The following is an 18,268-nucleotide window of genomic DNA, read 5'->3' on the forward strand; positions in this document are numbered from 1 at the left end:
CCTCAGTCCTCGCATCGGGCGGCTCCGCTTCGCTGGTACGGGGTGTACATCGGCCCGTCAGGCCCGTCGACCTTGAACCGCAACGCGCACACGTAGAAGTTGAAGAAGTTGCCGTACGACCCGTAGCGCGCGAGCCGGGCATACGTGTCGGGCAGCTTGTCGAGCACCAACCGCAGCGTGTCCTGCCGACTGGCCAAGGTGCCGGCCACTGCGTCCAGCGACTCGATGTTGGCGCGCAGGTCCGGACGCACCTCCGCGAGCAGATCGGCGGTCGTGCGTCCGAGGTCCCCGACATCGGTCAAGGCCGTCCCGATGAGGCGGCGCTCCCGGTCCAACCCGGTGACGAGGCTCTGCACGTTGGTCACCAGGGCGTCCAGGTTGGACTCCCTGGAGGCGACCACGTCGAGAAACGCCCGCAGGTTGTCGATCACCTCGCCGACGACCTCGTCGCGGTCGGCCAACGTCCCGGTGAGGGAGCCGACATGGCTCAAGATGGCGCGGACCGTGCCGCCCTCCCCCTGGAGAGTCCGGACGATGTCGGTCGACAACGCGTTGATCTCGGCCGAGTCGAGGCCCTGGAAGAGGGGCTGAAATCCGTCCAGCAGCGTGTCGAGGTCGAGCGCCGCCGCCGTCCTCGTCGCCGGTATCACCGTGCCCGGCTCAAGGACGTCGGCGCCCGACTGCCCGCCCGTGAGCTCGAGGTACCGGTCGCCGATCAGGTTCTTGTAGCGCACGGCAAGCTCGGTCCGCGAGGACAGCGTCACCGACTCGTCGACCTCGAAGTCGACGCGGGCGCGCGTGCCTCCGTGGATGCGCACGTCGCTGACCGAACCGACCTTGACCCCCGCGATGCGAACCGGGCTGCCGGGCTTGAGCCCGGACACGTCGTCGAAGACCGCTCCGTAGCGGTGCCGCGGAGTGAGGCTGAGGTCGCCGATGACGATCGCGAGATAGGTCGTGATGAGCCCGCACACGGCGAAGAACGCCACGAGCTTGATGGCACTCGCACGGACGTTCATGGCGTGCCCCCGAGCAGCGAGCCGAACAGCAGCTCGGCCAGGTTGTCCAGGTCCACGCCCGGTCGCGGGTTGGCATTCAGGTAGGGGTCGCGCCCGGTGTCGAAGACCTTGTGCCGGGGCGGGACGGCACCGGTGATGTCCGGCAGTCCGTAGCAGCCCGGCGGATCGTCCGCCCCGACCTTCGGCAGGTCACGAGGGTAGCGATACGGCTCGATCGCCGGGATGAAGGAGGACTCGGCCGTCAGCCCGGGATTCGTCCCGCCGATCGAGGCTTCGGCCAGCGGCAACGCCCTGACGAGACCTTGGAACAGGCACGGGAACTCAGGTGAGTACCGGGCCAGCAGCTGGGTGGTCGGTGCGAGGACGTCCAGCGTCGTGACCAGCTGGTCCTCGTTGGCCTCCAGGAATCGTTGGGACCGGGTCGAGACGGTTCGCAGGCTCAGCAGGAAGGCGTCGAGCGTGGCCGGGTTGTCCTCGATTAGGTTGCTCGTGGTGGTCAGGTTCTCGGCGACGCCCACGAGATCGGGTGCGGCATCGGCGTAGGTCTTGGCCACGCGCGCCGCCGAACGCAGGTCACGGGTGAACACCTGCAGCTCGGGGTTGATCTGGGCGAGATAGGCGTCGAGGTCCGTGAGGAACTCGCCCAGCTCCTCACCGCGCCCGCTGAGCGCGGCCTCCAGCGAGGTCAGGGCGGCGTTGACCTTGGCCGGCGGCGCGGCCTCGAGAAGCTCCGCCAAGTGCGCGAACGTCGTGCTGGTCTCGACCGTCACGTGGTCGGCGTCGATGACGGCGCCGGACGCGATCGCCGGCCCGTCGGTCTCGGTCGAGCCGGCCAGCTCCACGTACTTGGACCCGAACACGGTCGGCGGGATGATGGAGGCCCGGACGTCGGCGGGGATGAGCCGCTGCTTGCCGGGCTGGAGGGCCAGGTGGATGCGCGCGCCGCCCGGCGCAGGCTCCACCTTCGACACGCGGCCCACCTCCACCCCGCGGAGCTTGACCTGCGACCCCTTCTCCAGCAGCAGCCCGGCGCGCGGGGCCTCGACCGTGGCCGGCAACGTCCGCTCGTACTCGTGATTGAACTGGCCCACCGCGAGGCGGGCGAGCAGGGCGATCCCGAGGAGGAAGATCACGCCGAGGGCGACGTCCTTGACCTGTCGCGTCATGTCAGCCCGCCACGTGGACGGTCGACGTGCCGCCCCAGACGGCCAGGCCGAACAGGAGGTCCAGCATCATGATGGCGATCAAGGACGTGCGCACGGCACGGCCCACCGCACGTCCGACCTCCGCCGGGCCGCCCTTGACGGTGTAGCCCTCGTAGCAGCAGATGGACAGCACCAGCAACGCCATCAGCAGCGCCTTGCCGAACGAGTAGAGCAGGTCGGCAGGGATGAGGAACGTGGAGAAGTAGTGCTCGTAGGTGCCGGCGGACTGCCCGAAGAAGACCGTGACGACCAGGCGGGTGGAGACGTACGACATCACGACGGCCACGGCGTAGAGCGGGATGACCGAGAGGAATCCGGCGGCGATGCGGGTGGACACCAGGTACGGGATGGAGCGGATGGCCATCACCTCGAGGGCGTCGATCTCCTCGGAGACCCGCATGGCTCCCAGCTGCGCCGTGAAGCCTGCGCCGACGGTCGCCGTCAGGGCGATGCCGGCGATCGCGGGAGCGGCCTCGCGGGTGTTGACGTACGCGGCGATGAAGCCGGACAGGGCACTCACCCCGATGTTGCCGAGCGACGTGTATCCCTGGATCCCGACCTCGATCCCCACCGCCGCGGTCAGGAAGCTGATGACGACCACGGTGCCGCCGATGAGTGCGAGCGCGCCGCTGCCGAGGCTGACCTCGCTGACGAGCCGCAGCACCTCCCGACGGTGGCGCCGCACGGCGAAGGGCACGGCGAGGTAGGCACCGAGGAGGAACCGGACCTGCCGGCCGAGACCCGCGAGACCCGTCACCGCTGCCGAGTCCGAGACCCGCGTGCCTGCACTCACCGGATCACCGCGCGAACTGGATGAAGACGGCGGTGATGACGCTGTTGGTGAAGAACAGCATCATGAAGCTGAACACGACGGTTTGGTTGACCGCCTCGCCCACGCCCTTGGACCCGCCCTTGACGTTCAGCCCGATGAAGCAGGCCACCAGCCCTGCTCCCATGCCGAACACGGCGGCCTTGAACAGGCTGGTGAGCAGGTCGGGCAGGCCGACCAGCAGGTTGAGGTTCGACACGAACAGGCCGGGGCTGGCGTCCTGCACGAAGACCGAGAACATGAATCCTCCCGCGAGGCCGAAGAACGTGACCAGCCCGTTCAGCGCGAGGGCCACCACGGTGGAGGCGACGACACGGGGCACGACGAGGCGGTGGATCGGATTGACCCCCAAGGTGATCAGGGCATCGATCTCCTCGCGGATCGTCCGGCTTCCCAGGTCCGCGCAGATGGCTGTGGCCCCGGCTCCGGCCACCACCAGCACGCTGACCAGGGGGCCGATCTCGCGCACCACCGTCAGGCCGGCCCCGGCTCCGGCCAGGTCGACGGCGCCGATCTGCGCCAGCAGCTGGTTGATCTGGAAGACGATGATGACGCAGAACGGGATCGCCACCAGCAAGGTGGGCAGCAAGGAGACGCTGGCGATGAACCACGCCTGCTCGATGAACTCCTTGGTGTGGAACGGCCGCTTGAACAGCTGGCGGAAGGTCTCGAGCGACATCGCGTAGAAGCGGCCGAGCAACGTGAAGATCGCGCGAGCATCGATCAGACCGCCCCGGGACGGCATCGCGACGGGAGGGTCGAGGATGATGCCGGGCGTGGCACTGTCGACCGTCATCATGCCACCGCCCGTCTTCAGTACCCCGAGGACATCATCACGCACAGCCGCCTCGGCGCGGGGCGAAACTGGCGTTCTCCGGAGTATTAGACAAACTGAATTCGATGTCAAGTTCGACTTTGCGCGGGGCGCTGGTCGCGGGTCAGTACGCACGTCCGGGGTTGAGTATTCCGGCCGGGTCCAGCGCCGACCTCACGCGTTGCATGACGTCCCGTTCGGCATGCGCCAGCTGGTCGCCCAGGTGACCGGTCTTCAGTGCCCCGATGCCATGCTCGCCGGAGATCGTCCCGCCCAGGGCCAGGGCGCCCCGAACGATGGCGTCGAACGCCTCGGTCGCGCGCTGCAGCTCTGCGGGCGATGCCGCGTCGTACACGATCGTGGGGTGCAGGTTGCCGTCGGCGGCATGTCCGAACGTGCCGATCGTGAGCTCGTGGTCGGCGCCGACCTGGTCGACGAGGGACAGCATCCGTGGCAGGGCGTGCACCGGGACACACACGTCGTCCAGCATCGTGGACCCGCGCTGCTCGAGCGCGGGGTACGCGCTGGCGCGAGCTCGCATGAAGGCGGCCCCTTCTGCGGGGTCGTGCGTGATCGCGACGTCGCGGGCTCCTCCCCGCTGCATCACCGCGACGCAGTCCGCGGCCGCGCGGTCTGCGCCCCGGCCGTCGCACTGGACGAGCAGGAGGGCCCCGGCGTCGGGGTCGAGACCCATGTGCGTCATGTCGTTGACGGCCGCGATCGTGGTCCGGTCCATGATCTCGACGCAGGCGGGACCGATGTCCGTCAGCGCCTGCACCACCTCGATCGCCTCGTGCGGCGTGGCGAAGAACGCTGCCATCGTCGACACCCCGTCAGGCTCGGGCCGGAGCCTCACCACCGCCTCCGTGATGACGGCGAGCGTGCCCTCCGACCCGACCAGCAGCCGTACCAGGTCCAGACCTGCCACGTCCTTCAGCGTCGCCCTGCCGGTCGTCATCACGGTGCCGTCGGCGAGCACTGCGGTGAGGCACAGGGCATGGTCGGCCGTCACCCCGTACTTGGTGCAGCACATCCCGCCGGCGTTGGTGGCCAGGTTGCCGCCGATCGTGCTGATCGACCTGCTGCCCGGATCGGGGGCGTAGAACAGGCCGTGCCGTCGGGCCGCAGCGTCGAGATCAGCATTGAGCACGCCGGCCTCGACTGTGGCAGTCCGCGCAACGGCGTCGATGAGTGGAGCCCGGTTCATCGCGTCGAGGCTCAGCACGATGCAGCCGTCGATCGCGTTGGCTCCCCCCGCCAGTCCGGACCCCGCACCTCGGGTGACCACAGGGAGTCGGTGCCGCGTGGCCAGCCGGAGGACCTGACTCACCTCTGCCGTCGACGTGGGGTGGACGACCGCGAGCGGTGCACCAGCGGGCGCCGTGAGGCACTGGTCGCGGCTGTACGCGACCATGACGTCCGGGTCGGTGTCGACCCGTCCCGCCACGATCTCCGACAGCTCGCCGAGGATCGTCCTCATCAGCGGGCGAGGTCGCGGGCGATCACGAGGCGCTGGATCTGGTTGGTGCCCTCGAAGATCTGCATGACCTTGGCCTCGCGCATGTAGCGCTCGACCGGGAAGTCGCGGGTGTAGCCGGCGCCGCCGAAGACCTGCACGGCATCGGTCGTGACCTTCATGGCGTTGTCGGTGCACACCAGCTTGGCGATCGAGGCCTGCCGCGAGAACGGCTGCCCCGCATCCTTGAGCCGGGCCGCGGCCAGATAGGTCGCACGAGCGGACTCGACCGCCGCCGCCATGTCGGCCAGCACGAACCCCAGACCCTGGTGGTCGATGATCGCCTTGCCGAACGCCTGCCGCTCCTTGGCGTACGCGACCGCGGCATCCAGCGCACCCTGCGCCAGACCTGTGGCCACCGCGGCAATGCCCAAGCGCCCCGAGTCCAGGCCGGCCAGGGCGATCGGCAGCCCCTGCCCCTCGTCACCCAGCCGTCGCTCGGCCGGGACGCGGGCATCGTCGAACAGCATCGTCGCGGTCGTGGACCCCATCAGGCCCATCTTCTGCTCGGGGTTGTCCGCCGACAGCCCCGGAGTGTCGGCCGGCACGAGGAAGCACGAGATCCCGCGCCCACCGTCGTCGGACGTGCGCGCCATGACCTTGTAGAAGTCGGCTTGGCCGCCGTGCGTCGTCCAGGCCTTGGCGCCGTTGAGCACGTACGAGTCGCCGTCGCGCACCGCGCGGGTCCGCATCGCCGCCGGGTCCGAGCCCGCGTGCGCCTCCGACAGGCAGTACGCGCCGAGCAGCTCGCCCGACAACATCTCGGGCAGCCATCGTTGGCGCTGCTCGTCGGTGCCCGCGGTGAACAAGCCGAAGCACGACAGCGCGTGCACGCTGACCCCCACCCCGACCGACGCCGACACCGCCGCGATCTCCTCCAGCACCTGCAGGTACACCTCGTACGACTGACCACCCCCGCCGACCTCCTCGGGATAGGGCAACGACAGCAGCCCGGCCCTCCCCAGGGTCCGGAACACCTCACGAGGGAACTCCGCCGACGCCTCGATCTGCGCGACCTTCGGCGTCAGCTCCTTGGCCACGATGTCGCGGGTCAGGGCGATCAGGTCCGAGGACTCGTCGGACGGCATCAGGCGGATGGCAGGCATTGCTCTCCTCGGGACGATACTTCAAGGTGTACTGACGAATCTATATCAGTACAGTAGGACCATGCGCCACCGACCAGGACACTCCCCCCGGCACGCTCAGCTCCAGACTCAGCTGATCGAGCTCTTCCTCTCGGAGGGATTTCTCGGCTTCAGCCTGGACGACCTGGCGCTGCGCCTCAGATGCTCCAAATCGACGCTCTACACCTTGGCGCCGAGCAAGGAACAGCTCATCTCCACGACCGTTCGCAGCTTCTTCCGCCGGGCGACCGAGCGCGTCGAGGCTCGCGTGGCCACCCAGCCGGACCCAGTCGGTCGCATCTCCACCTATCTCCTGAGCGTGTCCGAGGAGCTTGCGCCGGCATCGCCACAGTTCTTCGCGGACCTGCACTCCATGGCCCCCGCGCGAGAGATCTACCGGCTCAACACGGCACGTGCGTCGGAGCGCGTCAGGGAGCTGATCCGCGCGGCCACCCCGGAGGCCGATCGGACGTACGCTGCGTTCGTCGGCGCCGCGACGGCTCAGGTCATGGAGGCGATCCACCGCGGTGACATCCGCTCGAGGACCGGTCTGAGCGACTCAGATGCCTACCGCGCCCTGGCCGATCTGGTGGTCGCCGGCACGACTGAGGTGGGCTGACGATCGGCCCATGCCCGGCACCGGCCAGGCGACGCGTCAGTGCGCCGGCATCGGGCTCGAGTGGCGTGTGGAGCGGACGCGAGGATTTGAACCTCGACCCATTCCCTGGAAGGGAAGCGTGCTGCAACTACACCACGTCCGCGACGCCAACCTCGTGCGAGCCTGACCCGGAAAGTATGGCCCATCTCGAGCCCGTCCGGGCGGCCGGGGCCCCGACGCCGCGGACTCAGCCGACCGCCTCGCCGTACCGGCGGCTGAGCACCTTCATCCGCTCGACGAGCTCCGGCGGCTCGTCGACGCGGATGTCCATGTCGAGCAGGCCGACGTAGACCGCCATCGTCGCGACGCTGTCGGCGCCGGTGATCAGCACGCAGGACTCGTCGTCGATCGGCTCGACGATGCCGACCGCAGCGTTGATCCGCTCACGGACCTGCTCGGCCGGGGCCAGCACCGTGATGCGAGCGTGCACGGCCCACCCCTCGTACGCGACGGCTCGCATGACGTACGCGCTGACGTCCTCGTCCGGCAGGGGCTGCGGGGCGAATCGGCGCCCGGTGCGCATCCGCAGCGTCATGCGGTCGAGCCGGAACACACCCCACACGTCGGCGTCGGGGTCTCGGCCGAGCAGGTACCAACGACGCTCCCAGCTGACCAGCCGGTAGGGCTCCACGAGGCGAGGCTCGTCGTCGTGGTCGAACCGGAGCCACTCGACGTCGCGGATCGCCGCGGCGACGGCGGTCAGCACCTCGGGATCCACCGTCGGGTCGGCATCGGGGATGCCGGCGTCGTCGGCGACCTGGGTCGTGACCTGCGACAGCGTGGCCACCTGGCGGCGCAGGCGCGACGGCAGCACCTGCTCGAGCTTGGCCAATGCCACGGTGCTGCTCTCGGCGACGCGCTCGACCGCACTCGTCGACGCGGCCCGCAGACCCAGCACGACCGCGATGGCCTCGTCGTCCTCCAGGAGGAGAGGAGGAAGCGCGGCGCCGGCGCCGAGCCGGTAGCTGCCGTGCACCCCACGCTCGGCGTTGACCGGGTAGCCCATCGCCCGCAGCCGCTCGATGTCGTTGCGGATCGTGCGGGTCGTGACGTCCAGCCGCTCGGCGAGCTCGGCACCCGACCACTGCGGCCGGGACTGCAGCAACGAGAGCAGGGACAGGAGCCGTGAGGAGGTCTCGTACATGGCTGAAAAGATACTCCAGATATAGGAACGAAGTCTTCCTATATCGATTCTACGGTTGACTCATGACCACACAGCGAAGCACCTCATCCGACATCCGCCCCTTCATCATCGACATCCCGCAGGCCGAGCTCGACGACCTGGACGACCGGCTCGCCCGGACCCGCTACCCCGCGCCGGCGCCCGGTGACGACTGGACCTACGGCGTGCCCAACCACTACCTCCAGGAGATGGTGGCCCAGTGGCGGGGCGAGTTCGACTGGCGCGTCCAGGAGGCACGCATGAACGAGTTCCCGCACTACCTGACCGAGATCGACGGTCAGACGATCCACTTCATCCACGCGCCGTCCGTCGAGGCGGATGCGACCCCGCTGCTGCTGCTCCACACCTACCCCGGATCGTTCGTCGACTTCCTCGACATGATCGGCCCGCTCACGGATCCGGTGGCGCACGGCGGCAGGGCCGAGGACGCCTTCTCGGTCGTCGTGCCCTCGATGCCCGGCTTCGCGTTCAGCACGCCGGTCACCGACCACGGCTGGACGATGGCACGGGTCGCGCGGACGTACGACGCCCTGATGCGCCGACTCGGCTACGACTCGTACGGTGCCCACGGCAGCGACAGCGGAGCGCTGGTCTCGCGGGAGCTCGGGTTGCTGCAGCCCGAGGGATTCCTGGGCCTGCACGTCCTGCAGCTCTTCTCCTTCCCGTCCGGCGACCCCGCCGAGTTCGAGCAGCTGCAGCCCAAGGACTACGCCGCCCTCGAGCACATGGAGTGGTTCCAGTCGGTCGGCGGCTACAACGCGATCAACGCGTCCCGGCCGCAGACCATCGCCGCCGGCACCTCCGACTCCCCGGTGGGCCAGCTCGCCTGGAACGAGCTGTTCATGTCGTTCGGCAACGGCACGAGCCTCGTGACGCGCGAGCAGATCCTGACCGAGGTGTCGCTGGAGTGGTTCACGAACACGTCGGCCACGGTCGGTCGCTACCACTACGCCGAGGCGCATGCCGGGACCGAGCCGGCCGTCAACCACGCCCCGACCGGCGTCGCGGTGTTCGCCGACGACTTCACGTCCATCCGTACGTTCGCCGACCGCGACAACAGCAACATCGTGCACTGGACCGAGCACGAGACCGGTGGGCACTACGCCTCGCTCGAGCGTCCCGACGTCGTGTCGGCCGACATCCGCGAGTTCTTCGGGTCGCTCCGCGGCTGATCCCGCATGGCGGTGTCGCGGCCGGGCCGGTCGCGACACCGCCGTGTGGACGTACGCTGTGCCGAGCATCACGAGAGCGGGCAGCGGGCACTCGATCCTGCACAAGACCCTCATCAGACGGAGCCGCATGGAACAGCTCGACCTGGGCGTCATCGCCCACACCGCCAAGGAGAACGAACGCCGGCTGCCGATCCACCCGCGGCACCTGGAGCGGCTGACCGAGGCGCAGCGACCTCACGTGTTCCTCGAGGCCGGCTACGGGGCGAACTTCGGCTGGTCCGACGACGAGCTGCGGCCGTACGTCGGCGGCATCCTCAGCCGTGCCGAGCTGATCGAGCGCTGCGACATCATCCTGCTGACCAAGCCCCAGCCGTCCGACCTGCTGGCGATGCGCGAGGGCCAGACGCTCTGGGGCTGGCCGCACTGCGTGCAGGACCGCGCGCTCACCCAGGCCGCGATCGACCGCAAGCTGACCCTCATCGCGTGGGAGGTCATGAACCACTGGAGCGGCGACGGCAACTTCCTGCTGCACGTGTTCCACAAGAACAACGAGCTCGCCGGCTACTCGTCCGTGCTGCACGCGATGGAGATCGGCGGACTGACCGGCAACTACGGACGCCGCCTCGCCGCCGCCGTGATCGGGTTCGGGGCCACCGCACGAGGTGCCGTCACGGCGCTGAGCGCCCATGGCATCCACGACGTCGACATCTTCACGCAGCGCGGCGTGGCGGCCGTCAGCGCACCGATCCACTCGGCCCGCATCGTGCACTTCGACCCGGCCGCGTCGCCGGCGGAGAGTCGCGCGTTCGTCGACGAGAGCTGGGTGCCGATGCCGGCGCTGCTGGCCGAGCACGACGTCATCGTCAACTGTGTCCTGCAGAACCCGAACTCCCCCATGACGTTCCTGACGAACGACGACCTGCCGACCCTGGCGTCGGGCACGCTCGTGGTCGACGTGTCCTGCGACGAGGGCATGGGGTTCGAGTGGGCCAGGCCGACGTCCTTCGACGAGCCGACGTTCACGGTCGGCAACGGCGTCACCTACTACGCGGTCGACCACAGCCCGTCGTACCTCTGGAACTCCGCCACGTGGGAGATCAGCCAGGCCCTCCTGCCGTACGTCTCGAAGGTCCTCGCCGGTCCGGAGGCCTGGGACGCCGACGAGACGCTGAGGCGGGCGATCGAGATCCGGGACGGCGTCGTCCAGAACCCCGACATCCTGGCCTTCCAGCAGCGCTCCCCCGACTACCCGCACGTCTAGGCCGGCGCGCATGCTGGGGGGCATGGACCGCATCACGACACCGTTCGACATCACGTCCACCGCCGCCGAGGTGGTCGAGGGCATCGACCTGCGGGGCAGGCGCGCCGTCGTCACCGGAGGCGCGTCCGGCATCGGGGTCGAGACGGCCCGCGCGCTGGCCGGTGCCGGCGCGGACGTGACCCTGGCCGTGCGCGACCTGGACGCGGGCGAGGAGGTCGCCGCGGATATTCGCCGGACGACGTCCGGAGGTGTCGTCGACGTCCGCCACCTCGAGCTGACGGACCTCGACAGCGTCGACACCTTCGCCGCCGAGTGGGACGAGCCGCTCCACATCCTCGTCAACAACGCCGGCGTCATGGCCACGCCGGAGACCTACACCGAGCAGGGCTGGGAGCTGCAGTTCGCGACCAACCACCTGGGGCACTTCAAGCTGGCGCTCGGGCTGCACGACGCCCTCGCGGCTGCAGGCCGTGCCCGCATCGTCTCGGTCAGCTCAAGCGCACACTTCCGGTCGCCGGTGATCTTCGACGACCTGTTCTACCGGTTCATGCCGTACGACCCGGGGGCCGCGTACGGCCAGTCCAAGACCGCCAACGTCCTGTTCGCGGTGGAGGCGACCAGGCGCTGGGCCGACGACGGGATCACCGCGAACGCGTTGATGCCCGGCTCGATCGCCACCAACCTCCAACGGCACAGCGATGGCTCGGAGCCGCCGAACCCTCTCGCCAAGACCGTCGAGCAGGGCGCGTCGACGTCGGTGCTGCTCGCCACCAGCCCCCTGCTCGAGGGGATCGGCGGGCGCTACTTCGTCGACAACCAGCAGGCCGTGGTCGTCGATCGCCCGACCGACGACATGACCGGGGTGGCGCCGTACGCGCTCGACCCCGGCAACGCCGAGCGGCTCTGGGAGGTCTCCCTCGAGCTCCTGGGCAGTCGCGACTGAGCCAGGGCCTGGCCTGCATCCCGCCGGACGGCAGGAAGTTTCACCCGGCCGTCACCTCGCACCTTCCCCGCGTCAGACCCGGACCAGTAGCGTCGAGGTGACACCCGATACGGAAAGAAGGTTCACGATGCCCACACGCACAGCCCGTACCGCCTGGGACGGCGGTCTGCAGGACGGTTCCGGCCAGGTCGAGCTCACCAGCTCGGGCCTCGGCACGTTCGAGGTCTCGTTCCCCAAGCGCGCGTCCGACGACGGCGGCGGCGTCACGAATCCCGAGGAGCTCATCGGCGCCTCCCACTCGGCCTGCTACGCCATGTCGCTGGCCGGCCAGCTCAATGCGCGGGACGCCTCGCCGCAGTCGATGGAGGTCAGCGCCGAGGTCACGCTCGGTCCCGACCCCGATGGCGGGTTCAAGCTCACGGGCATCGTGCTCAAGGTCCGTGGCGAGGTCGAGGGCATCGACGAGGCCGGCTTCCTCGAGGCAGCCGAGGCCGCCAAGGTCGGTTGTCCCATCAGCAAGGCCCTCGCCGGCGTCGACATCACGCTCGACGCCGCGCTCGAGACTCCCTGACCGGGTCTACGCCTTGGGAGCGCTGAGCTCCTTGGACGTCGAGGTCTTCTCCTCGCCGCCATCGCGATCAGTGATCTCAAGGCGTGCCCGCAGGGGCTTCTCGGAGTCGTCGAGGCACTTCAGTGGGACCGTCATGGTCAGCTGGACACCCTTGATGCGCATGACGGCGTTGCAGGCGAACTGCTCGTCGTCCCCGTCCTTGACCAGGTAGAGCTCGGGATAGACGAAGCCCCCACGGGCGTCCTGGAAGGTCGTCAGGCGCCACAGCACGTCGCCGTCGTCCTGACCCATCACGAGATTGACGGTGTCGATCTTCTTGATGTCGATGTCGGGCAGCTCGGCGCCGAGCGCGAAGACGCTCGAGCCCCGCGCGACCGTCGCGGTCTTGACCGAGATCGCCTCGGGTGCGTCACCCGAGCCCTTGAGCTTGTCCTGCGGCGCGGTGGGTGCAGCCGTCGTCGACTTGGTGGCCTTGGGCGCTGCGGGTGTCTCGTCGCCGCCGCGCGCGAGCAGGACGCCGATGATGATGACCAGGAGGATCGCGCCGGCCGCGGCCGGAACCACGAGCCGGTTGCGTCCCGAAGTTGTCCCAGTGCTCATCGATCTCCACCTTCGTCGCTGATCATGCTTCGTCAGGGCGAGCCTAGAGCACGGCCGCCGGGCGCATCGACCCGCCGAAAGGTCCGTCTCGTACGCCATGCTGAACCCGTGAAGCCCAACGTCCCCGGCCGAGTCCACGCACAGGGGCTCGCAACCCCACGGCTCGAGACAGCCGCCGACGTCGTGCGCCACCTGGGCTGCGTCCAGTCACAGCTCCACGACATGGCCCTGTGGGCGGTCGCCCGCCGCACGCCCGGCCTGACGTACGCCGAGGTCCAGGCCGCGTTCGCTCGCGGCGACTTCCTCCGCACGCACATCCTGCGGCCGACCTGGCACTTCGTCGACCCGGCGGACCTGCCCTGGCTCATGGCCCTGACCGCCCCCCGCATCCGCCAGGTCATGACGTCGAGCTGGAACGCCCTCGGGCTCAGCATGGAGCTCATCGACCGCGGCTCCGAGGTCATCGCGGCTGCGTTGGCCGACGGCGAGCCGCACACCCGCGCCGAGCTCGCCGAGGCCCTCGAGGGCGCCGGGCTGCAGGCCACCGGCACGTTCCTGGTGCACCAGCTGATGAACGCCGAGATCCGGCTGCTCGCCGCGAACGGCCCGATGCAGGGCAAGCAGCACACCTACGTCGCCCTGCCGCCCCAGCCGGAGGCACCAGCCCACGACGAGCTGCTGGCCGAGGCTGCCCGCCGGTATGCCCGAGGGCACGGGCCGTTCCGCGACAAGGACCTGGCGTGGTGGACGAGCCTCACCCTGACCGACAGCCGCCGGGCGATCGAGCTCGCCGGGCTCCGACCGCTGGACGTCGACGGCCAGGCCTACTGGATGATCGACGAGCCGGTCGAGGCCGAGGTCCCGCGCGTGATGCTGCTGTCGAACTTCGACGAGTACATCTCCTACGCTCGCGACCCCGAGGACTACGCAGGGTTCGACGGCACCGCTGACGACGTGATGCGCGGCGCCGGACTGCTGATGATCGACGGCCTCCTCTGCGCCCGGTGGTCCCGCACGGTCTCGGCCAGGACGGTCACGATCGTGGTCGACCGAGCGCCTCGGCTCACGGCGGCGGTGCGGCGCGCCCTCGAGGCCGAGGCTGCCGCGTTCGGCCGGTTCTTGAACCGTGAGCCACAGCTCACGCTGGCGAGCTGACGAGCTGACGAGCTGACGAGCCAGCGTCAAGGCGGACGTGATGTCCACCACGCCCCATCAACCAGGCGCCATGATCACGGCGATTCGGCCGTCCACCTGCCTGCAGGGCGGTAGGACGCCGCGTTACCCTGTTAGCGGTAGTTTTTGCAAACGCGCCAGCACACAATTCGGAAGAGGCGATCGAGGCTGTGGCCGAGTCCTCACAAGACCATTCAACCCCTGATTTCGGCACCAACCAGTGGCTCGTCGAAGAGATGTACGAACGTTTCCGCCAGGACAAGTCGTCGGTCGACGCCACCTGGGTGACGTTCTTCGAGAGCGGCGACGGCGCGGCGATGGCGGGCAGCTCCGGCAACGGCGCGTCGGCCAACGGCGCTAGCTCGGCGGCCAGCCCGGCGCCCGCTGCCAAGGCCAAGGAGCCCGCGGCCGCTGCCAAGGCCGAGCAGCCCGCCGCCAAGGCCGAGCCTGCTGCGCCCAGCCCGGCCCCGACGGCACCGTCGTCCACGGCAGCTCCGGCCGCCAAGACCGAGCCTGCGGCCGTGACCCCGGCGCAGAGCCAGGTGGCTGCCCCGGCGCACGTCGACCCGCCGGCCCCGTTGCCCCCGGTCGTCGACGCACCCACGGCCGCGGCCACGCCTCCCGCCACCAAGAAGGCCGAGGCGCCCAAGGCCGGTCCCGGCGAGGTCGACAACGTCGTCCTGCGCGGCGCGGCGGCCCGCACGGTCGCCAACATGGACGCCAGCCTGGCCGTCCCGACCGCCACGAGCGTCCGCTCGGTCCCGGTCAAGCTCCTGTTCGACAACCGCATCGTGATCAACAACCACCTGGCCCGCGCCCGTGGTGGCAAGGTCTCGTTCACGCACCTCATCGGCTGGGCCATCGTCAAGGCCCTCAAGGCCATCCCGGAGATGAACACCGGCTTCGAGGTCGTCGACGGCAAGCCCAACCAGCTCAAGCCCGAGCACGTCAACTTCGGTCTCGCGATCGACCTCAAGAAGCCCGACGGCTCCCGCACGCTGCTCGTGCCCTCGATCAAGGCCGCCGAGACCATGGGCTTCGCGGAGTTCTGGGCCGCCTACGAGACCATGGTCCGCAAGGCGCGCGACGGCAAGCTCGAGGTCTCCGACTTCCAGGGCACGACCGTCAGCCTCACCAACCCCGGTGGCATCGGCACCAACCACTCGATCCCCCGTCTCATGCAGGGGCAGGGCGTCATCGTCGGCGTCGGCTCGATGGAGTACCCGCCGGAGTTCCAGGGCGCCAGCGAGCACACGCTCGCCCAGATGGCGATCTCCAAGATGATGACGCTGACCTCGACGTACGACCACCGCGTCATCCAGGGCGCGCAGTCGGGCGAGTTCCTCAAGAAGATCCACGCCCTGCTGCTCGGCGAGGAGGACTTCTACGACGAGATCTTCCGCGCCCTCAAGATCCCCTACGAGCCGATCCGCTGGGCCCAGGACATCGCGGTCAGCCACGACGACGAGGTGCACAAGCAGGCCCGCGTCCTCGAGCTGATCCACGCGTTCCGCGTCCGTGGTCACCTCATGGCCGACACCAACCCGCTCGACAACCGGCCGCGCAGTCACGCCGACCTCGACACCGCGTCGCACGGCCTGACGCTGTGGGACCTCGACCGCGAGTTCGCCACGGGATCGTTCAAGACCGACAAGCGCTTCATGAAGCTGCGCGAGATCCTCGGCATCCTGCGCGACTCCTACGCCCGCACGATCGGCCTGGAGTACATGCACATCCAGGATCCAGACGAGCGCGCCTGGTTCCAGGAGCGCATCGAGCGGCCGCACACCAAGCCGCCCCGCGAGGAGCAGCTGCGGATCCTGCAGAAGCTCAACCAGGCCGAGGCGTTCGAGACGTTCCTGCAGACCAAGTTCGTCGGGCAGAAGCGCTTCAGCCTCGAGGGCGGCGAGACCACGGTCCCCGTGCTCGACGAGATCTGCGAGGCCGCCGCGGCCGACCAGCTCGACGAGGTCTGCATCGGCATGGCCCACCGCGGTCGCCTCAACGTGCTCGTCAACATCGCCGGCAAGCACGCAGGCTCGGTGTTCCGCGAGTTCGAGGGCAACATCGACCCCCGTACGGTGCAGGGTTCCGGCGACGTCAAGTACCACCTCGGCGTCGAGGGTGAGTTCACCTCCGGCACCGGCGACAAGATCAAGGTCTCCGTCGCGGCCAACCCGTCCCACCTCGAGGTCGTCGACCCCGTGCTGGAGGGCATCGCCCGCGCCAAGCAGGACCGGCTCAACCGTGGCGCGGAGTACCCCGTCCTCCCCGTCCTCGTGCACGGCGACGCCGCGTTCGCCGGGCAGGGCGTCGTGGCCGAGACGCTCAACCTGTCGCAGCTGCGCGGCTACCGCACGGGCGGCACGATCCACCTGATCGTCAACAACCAGGTCGGCTTCACGACGGCACCCTCGTCGTCGCGCTCCTCGACGTACTGCACCGACGTCGCCCGCATGATCCAGGCGCCGGTCTTCCACGTCAACGGCGACGACCCCGAGGCCTGCATCCGCGTGGCACACCTGGCGTACGAGTACCGCCGCACGTTCCACAAGGACATCGTCATCGACCTGGTCTGCTACCGCCGCCGTGGTCACAACGAGGGTGACGACCCGAGCTTCACCCAGCCGCTGATGTACGACACGATCAACGCCAAGAAGTCGGTGCGCAAGCTCTACACCGAAGCCCTGGTGGGACGTGGCGACATCACCCTCGAGGAGGCCGAAGCAGCGCTCAGCGACTACCAGGCACAGCTCGAGCGCAACTTCGCCGAGGTCAAGGAGAGCACGACCGATCCCGGCTACTCGCGCACCCCGGACTACCCCGAGAAGCCCGAGCACGCCGGCGAGCTGGTCACCGCGATCACGCCCGAGACGATGAAGGCGATCGCCGACTCCTACACCAACGTGCCCGAGGGCTTCACGGTCCACCCCAAGGTGCTCCCGCAGCTGCAGCGCCGCGCGCAGTCGATCAGCGCCGGCCCGATCGACTGGGGCACGGGCGAGATCCTCGCGCTCGGCTCGTTGCTGCTCGACGGGCGGCCCGTACGCCTCGCCGGTCAGGACTCGCGCCGCGGCACGTTCTCCTCGCGGTTCGCGACGATCATCGATCGCACGAACGCCAACGAGTGGACCCCGCTGGCCAACGTCGGAGACGACCAGGCCACGTTCTACATCTACGACTCGCTCCTGAGCGAGTACGCCGCACTGGGCTTCGAGTACGGCTACTCGGTCGCCCGCCCCGAGGCGCTCACGATCTGGGAGGCGCAGTTCGGCGACTTCATCAACGGCGCCCAGTCGGTCATCGACGAGTACATCTCGGCCGGTGAGAGCAAGTGGGGCCAGAAGTCCGGCGTCGTGCTGCTCCTGCCGCACGGTCACGAGGGACAGGGGCCGGACCACACGTCGGCCCGCATCGAGCGGTTCCTCGAGCTGTGCGCCAACGACGCCATGACGCTCGCGCAGCCCTCGACCCCCGCGTCGTACTTCCACCTGCTGCGCCGACAGAACCTGCAGACGCAGCACCGCCCGCTCGTCGTCTTCACGCCGAAGTCGATGCTGCGCAGCAAGGCGGCGGCCTCGCAGCCGGAGGACTTCACCTCCGGCAAGTTCCGGCCGGTGATCGGCGACGACTCCGTCGACGCGTCCAAGGTCGAGCGCGTGCTGGTCTGCTCGGGCAAGATCGCCTGGGACCTGTTCGCCGAGCGCGAGAAGCGGGAGTCGGGCCAGTCCCGCACCGCGATCGTCCGTCTCGAGCAGCTCTACCCGCGGCCCACGTCCGAGCTCAACGCCGTGATCAGCCAGTTCGTCAACGCCCGCGAGGTGCGCTGGGTGCAGGACGAGCCGGCCAACCAGGGCCCGTGGCCACACGTCGCGCTGCACTACAGCGGCGAGTTCGACGGCCTCCCGCTGCTGCGCGTCTCGCGCCCGGAGTCGTCGGCACCGTCCGTGGGCTCGCACAACCGGCACGTCGAGGAGCAGGCCACGCTGATGCAGCAGGCCTTCAGCTGACGCATGTACTTCACGGATCGAGGCATCGAGGAGCTCCAGAGCCGGCGAGGTGACGAAGAGGTCACCTTCGCCTGGCTTGCGGAGCGGCTCGTCGAGTTCGTCGACCTGAACCCCGAGTTCGAGGTCCCGGTCGAGCGGCTCGCCACCTGGCTGGCCCGCCTCGACGACGAGGACTGACCCCCAAGTTTTG

Annotated in this window: 16 protein-coding genes and 1 tRNA gene; 8 read left to right on the forward strand and 9 right to left on the reverse strand. The window is 69.2% G+C overall.

What is annotated here, in order from left to right; translation table 11 throughout:
* Window positions 1-2: 2 nt before the first annotated feature.
* From AB0N22_RS08090 to AB0N22_RS08115, 6 genes are all read right to left on the reverse strand, one after another.
* Window positions 3-1,019, reverse strand: coding sequence for an MlaD family protein (locus AB0N22_RS08090; RefSeq protein WP_364637949.1), 1,017 nt, complete (start codon window positions 1,017-1,019; stop codon window positions 3-5).
* Entirely contained in the window at window positions 1,016-2,185 is a 1,170-nt protein-coding gene (locus AB0N22_RS08095; protein WP_364637951.1) for an MCE family protein, read from the reverse strand. The genes AB0N22_RS08090 and AB0N22_RS08095 overlap by 4 nt, the downstream gene beginning before the upstream one ends.
* Window position 2,186: 1 nt before the next feature.
* The gene (locus tag AB0N22_RS08100; protein WP_364637953.1) at window positions 2,187-3,017 is read right to left on the reverse strand and encodes an ABC transporter permease; all 831 of its coding nucleotides are present in this window, start codon (window positions 3,015-3,017) and stop codon (window positions 2,187-2,189) included.
* A 4-nt stretch (window positions 3,018-3,021) separates the two neighbouring features.
* Window positions 3,022-3,798: an ABC transporter permease gene (locus tag AB0N22_RS08105; RefSeq protein WP_364639265.1), complete on the reverse strand. Its 777-nt coding sequence runs from the start codon at window positions 3,796-3,798 to the stop codon at window positions 3,022-3,024.
* A gap of 193 nt (window positions 3,799-3,991) precedes the next feature.
* On the reverse strand, window positions 3,992-5,347 hold the full coding sequence (locus tag AB0N22_RS08110; protein WP_364637955.1) for an FAD-linked oxidase C-terminal domain-containing protein: 1,356 nt from the start codon (window positions 5,345-5,347) through the stop codon (window positions 3,992-3,994).
* Entirely contained in the window at window positions 5,347-6,489 is a 1,143-nt protein-coding gene (locus AB0N22_RS08115; RefSeq protein WP_364637957.1) for an acyl-CoA dehydrogenase family protein, read from the reverse strand. The genes AB0N22_RS08110 and AB0N22_RS08115 overlap by 1 nt, the downstream gene beginning before the upstream one ends.
* A 61-nt stretch (window positions 6,490-6,550) precedes the next feature.
* Here AB0N22_RS08115 and AB0N22_RS08120 point away from each other — a divergent pair, with 61 nt between their 5' ends.
* Window positions 6,551-7,126 (forward strand): TetR/AcrR family transcriptional regulator, encoded by a 576-nt coding sequence (locus tag AB0N22_RS08120; protein ID WP_364637959.1) that lies wholly within the window; start codon window positions 6,551-6,553, stop codon window positions 7,124-7,126.
* A gap of 68 nt (window positions 7,127-7,194) precedes the next feature.
* Here the strand turns inward: AB0N22_RS08120 and AB0N22_RS08125 are convergent.
* Together AB0N22_RS08125 and AB0N22_RS08130 are read right to left on the reverse strand one after the other, a co-directional pair.
* Window positions 7,195-7,268: transfer RNA gene (locus tag AB0N22_RS08125), tRNA-Gly, on the reverse strand.
* A gap of 84 nt (window positions 7,269-7,352) precedes the next feature.
* On the reverse strand, window positions 7,353-8,309 hold the full coding sequence (locus tag AB0N22_RS08130) for a WYL domain-containing protein (protein WP_364637961.1): 957 nt from the start codon (window positions 8,307-8,309) through the stop codon (window positions 7,353-7,355).
* 62 nt (window positions 8,310-8,371) lie between these two features.
* Between AB0N22_RS08130 and AB0N22_RS08135 the strand changes: the two genes are divergently transcribed.
* The 4 genes from AB0N22_RS08135 (at window position 8,372) to AB0N22_RS08150 (ending at window position 12,295) form a co-directional block, all read left to right on the forward strand.
* The gene (locus AB0N22_RS08135; protein ID WP_364637963.1) at window positions 8,372-9,520 is read left to right on the forward strand and encodes an epoxide hydrolase family protein; all 1,149 of its coding nucleotides are present in this window, start codon (window positions 8,372-8,374) and stop codon (window positions 9,518-9,520) included.
* A gap of 127 nt (window positions 9,521-9,647) precedes the next feature.
* Complete coding sequence (locus AB0N22_RS08140; RefSeq protein ID WP_364637965.1) at window positions 9,648-10,781, forward strand: N(5)-(carboxyethyl)ornithine synthase; 1,134 nt, start codon at window positions 9,648-9,650, stop codon at window positions 10,779-10,781.
* A gap of 22 nt (window positions 10,782-10,803) precedes the next feature.
* On the forward strand, window positions 10,804-11,724 hold the full coding sequence (locus tag AB0N22_RS08145) for an SDR family NAD(P)-dependent oxidoreductase (RefSeq protein ID WP_364637967.1): 921 nt from the start codon (window positions 10,804-10,806) through the stop codon (window positions 11,722-11,724).
* A gap of 127 nt (window positions 11,725-11,851) precedes the next feature.
* Window positions 11,852-12,295 carry an OsmC family peroxiredoxin gene (locus tag AB0N22_RS08150; protein ID WP_364637969.1) on the forward strand — a complete coding sequence of 148 codons (444 nt, stop codon included), beginning with the start codon at window positions 11,852-11,854 and terminating at the stop codon, window positions 12,293-12,295.
* 6 nt (window positions 12,296-12,301) lie between these two features.
* Here AB0N22_RS08150 and AB0N22_RS08155 read toward each other — a convergent pair whose 3' ends face one another.
* On the reverse strand, window positions 12,302-12,895 hold the full coding sequence (locus tag AB0N22_RS08155) for a hypothetical protein (RefSeq protein ID WP_364637971.1): 594 nt from the start codon (window positions 12,893-12,895) through the stop codon (window positions 12,302-12,304).
* 108 nt (window positions 12,896-13,003) lie between these two features.
* Between AB0N22_RS08155 and AB0N22_RS08160 the strand changes: the two genes are divergently transcribed.
* The 3 genes from AB0N22_RS08160 to AB0N22_RS08170 all read left to right on the forward strand — a co-directional run bounded on the left by AB0N22_RS08160 (window position 13,004) and on the right by AB0N22_RS08170 (window position 18,255).
* On the forward strand, window positions 13,004-14,050 hold the full coding sequence (locus AB0N22_RS08160) for a winged helix DNA-binding domain-containing protein (RefSeq protein WP_364637973.1): 1,047 nt from the start codon (window positions 13,004-13,006) through the stop codon (window positions 14,048-14,050).
* Window positions 14,051-14,238: 188 nt separating this feature from the next.
* Entirely contained in the window at window positions 14,239-18,078 is a 3,840-nt protein-coding gene (locus tag AB0N22_RS08165; RefSeq protein ID WP_364637975.1) for a multifunctional oxoglutarate decarboxylase/oxoglutarate dehydrogenase thiamine pyrophosphate-binding subunit/dihydrolipoyllysine-residue succinyltransferase subunit, read from the forward strand.
* Between the two features lie 3 nt (window positions 18,079-18,081).
* Window positions 18,082-18,255: a DUF6104 family protein gene (locus AB0N22_RS08170; protein WP_364637977.1), complete on the forward strand. Its 174-nt coding sequence runs from the start codon at window positions 18,082-18,084 to the stop codon at window positions 18,253-18,255.
* The last annotated feature ends 13 nt before the right edge of the window (window positions 18,256-18,268 follow it).

Source organism: Aeromicrobium sp. NPDC092404, assembly GCF_040684095.1.
Taxonomy (GTDB): Bacteria; Actinomycetota; Actinomycetes; order Propionibacteriales; family Nocardioidaceae; genus Aeromicrobium.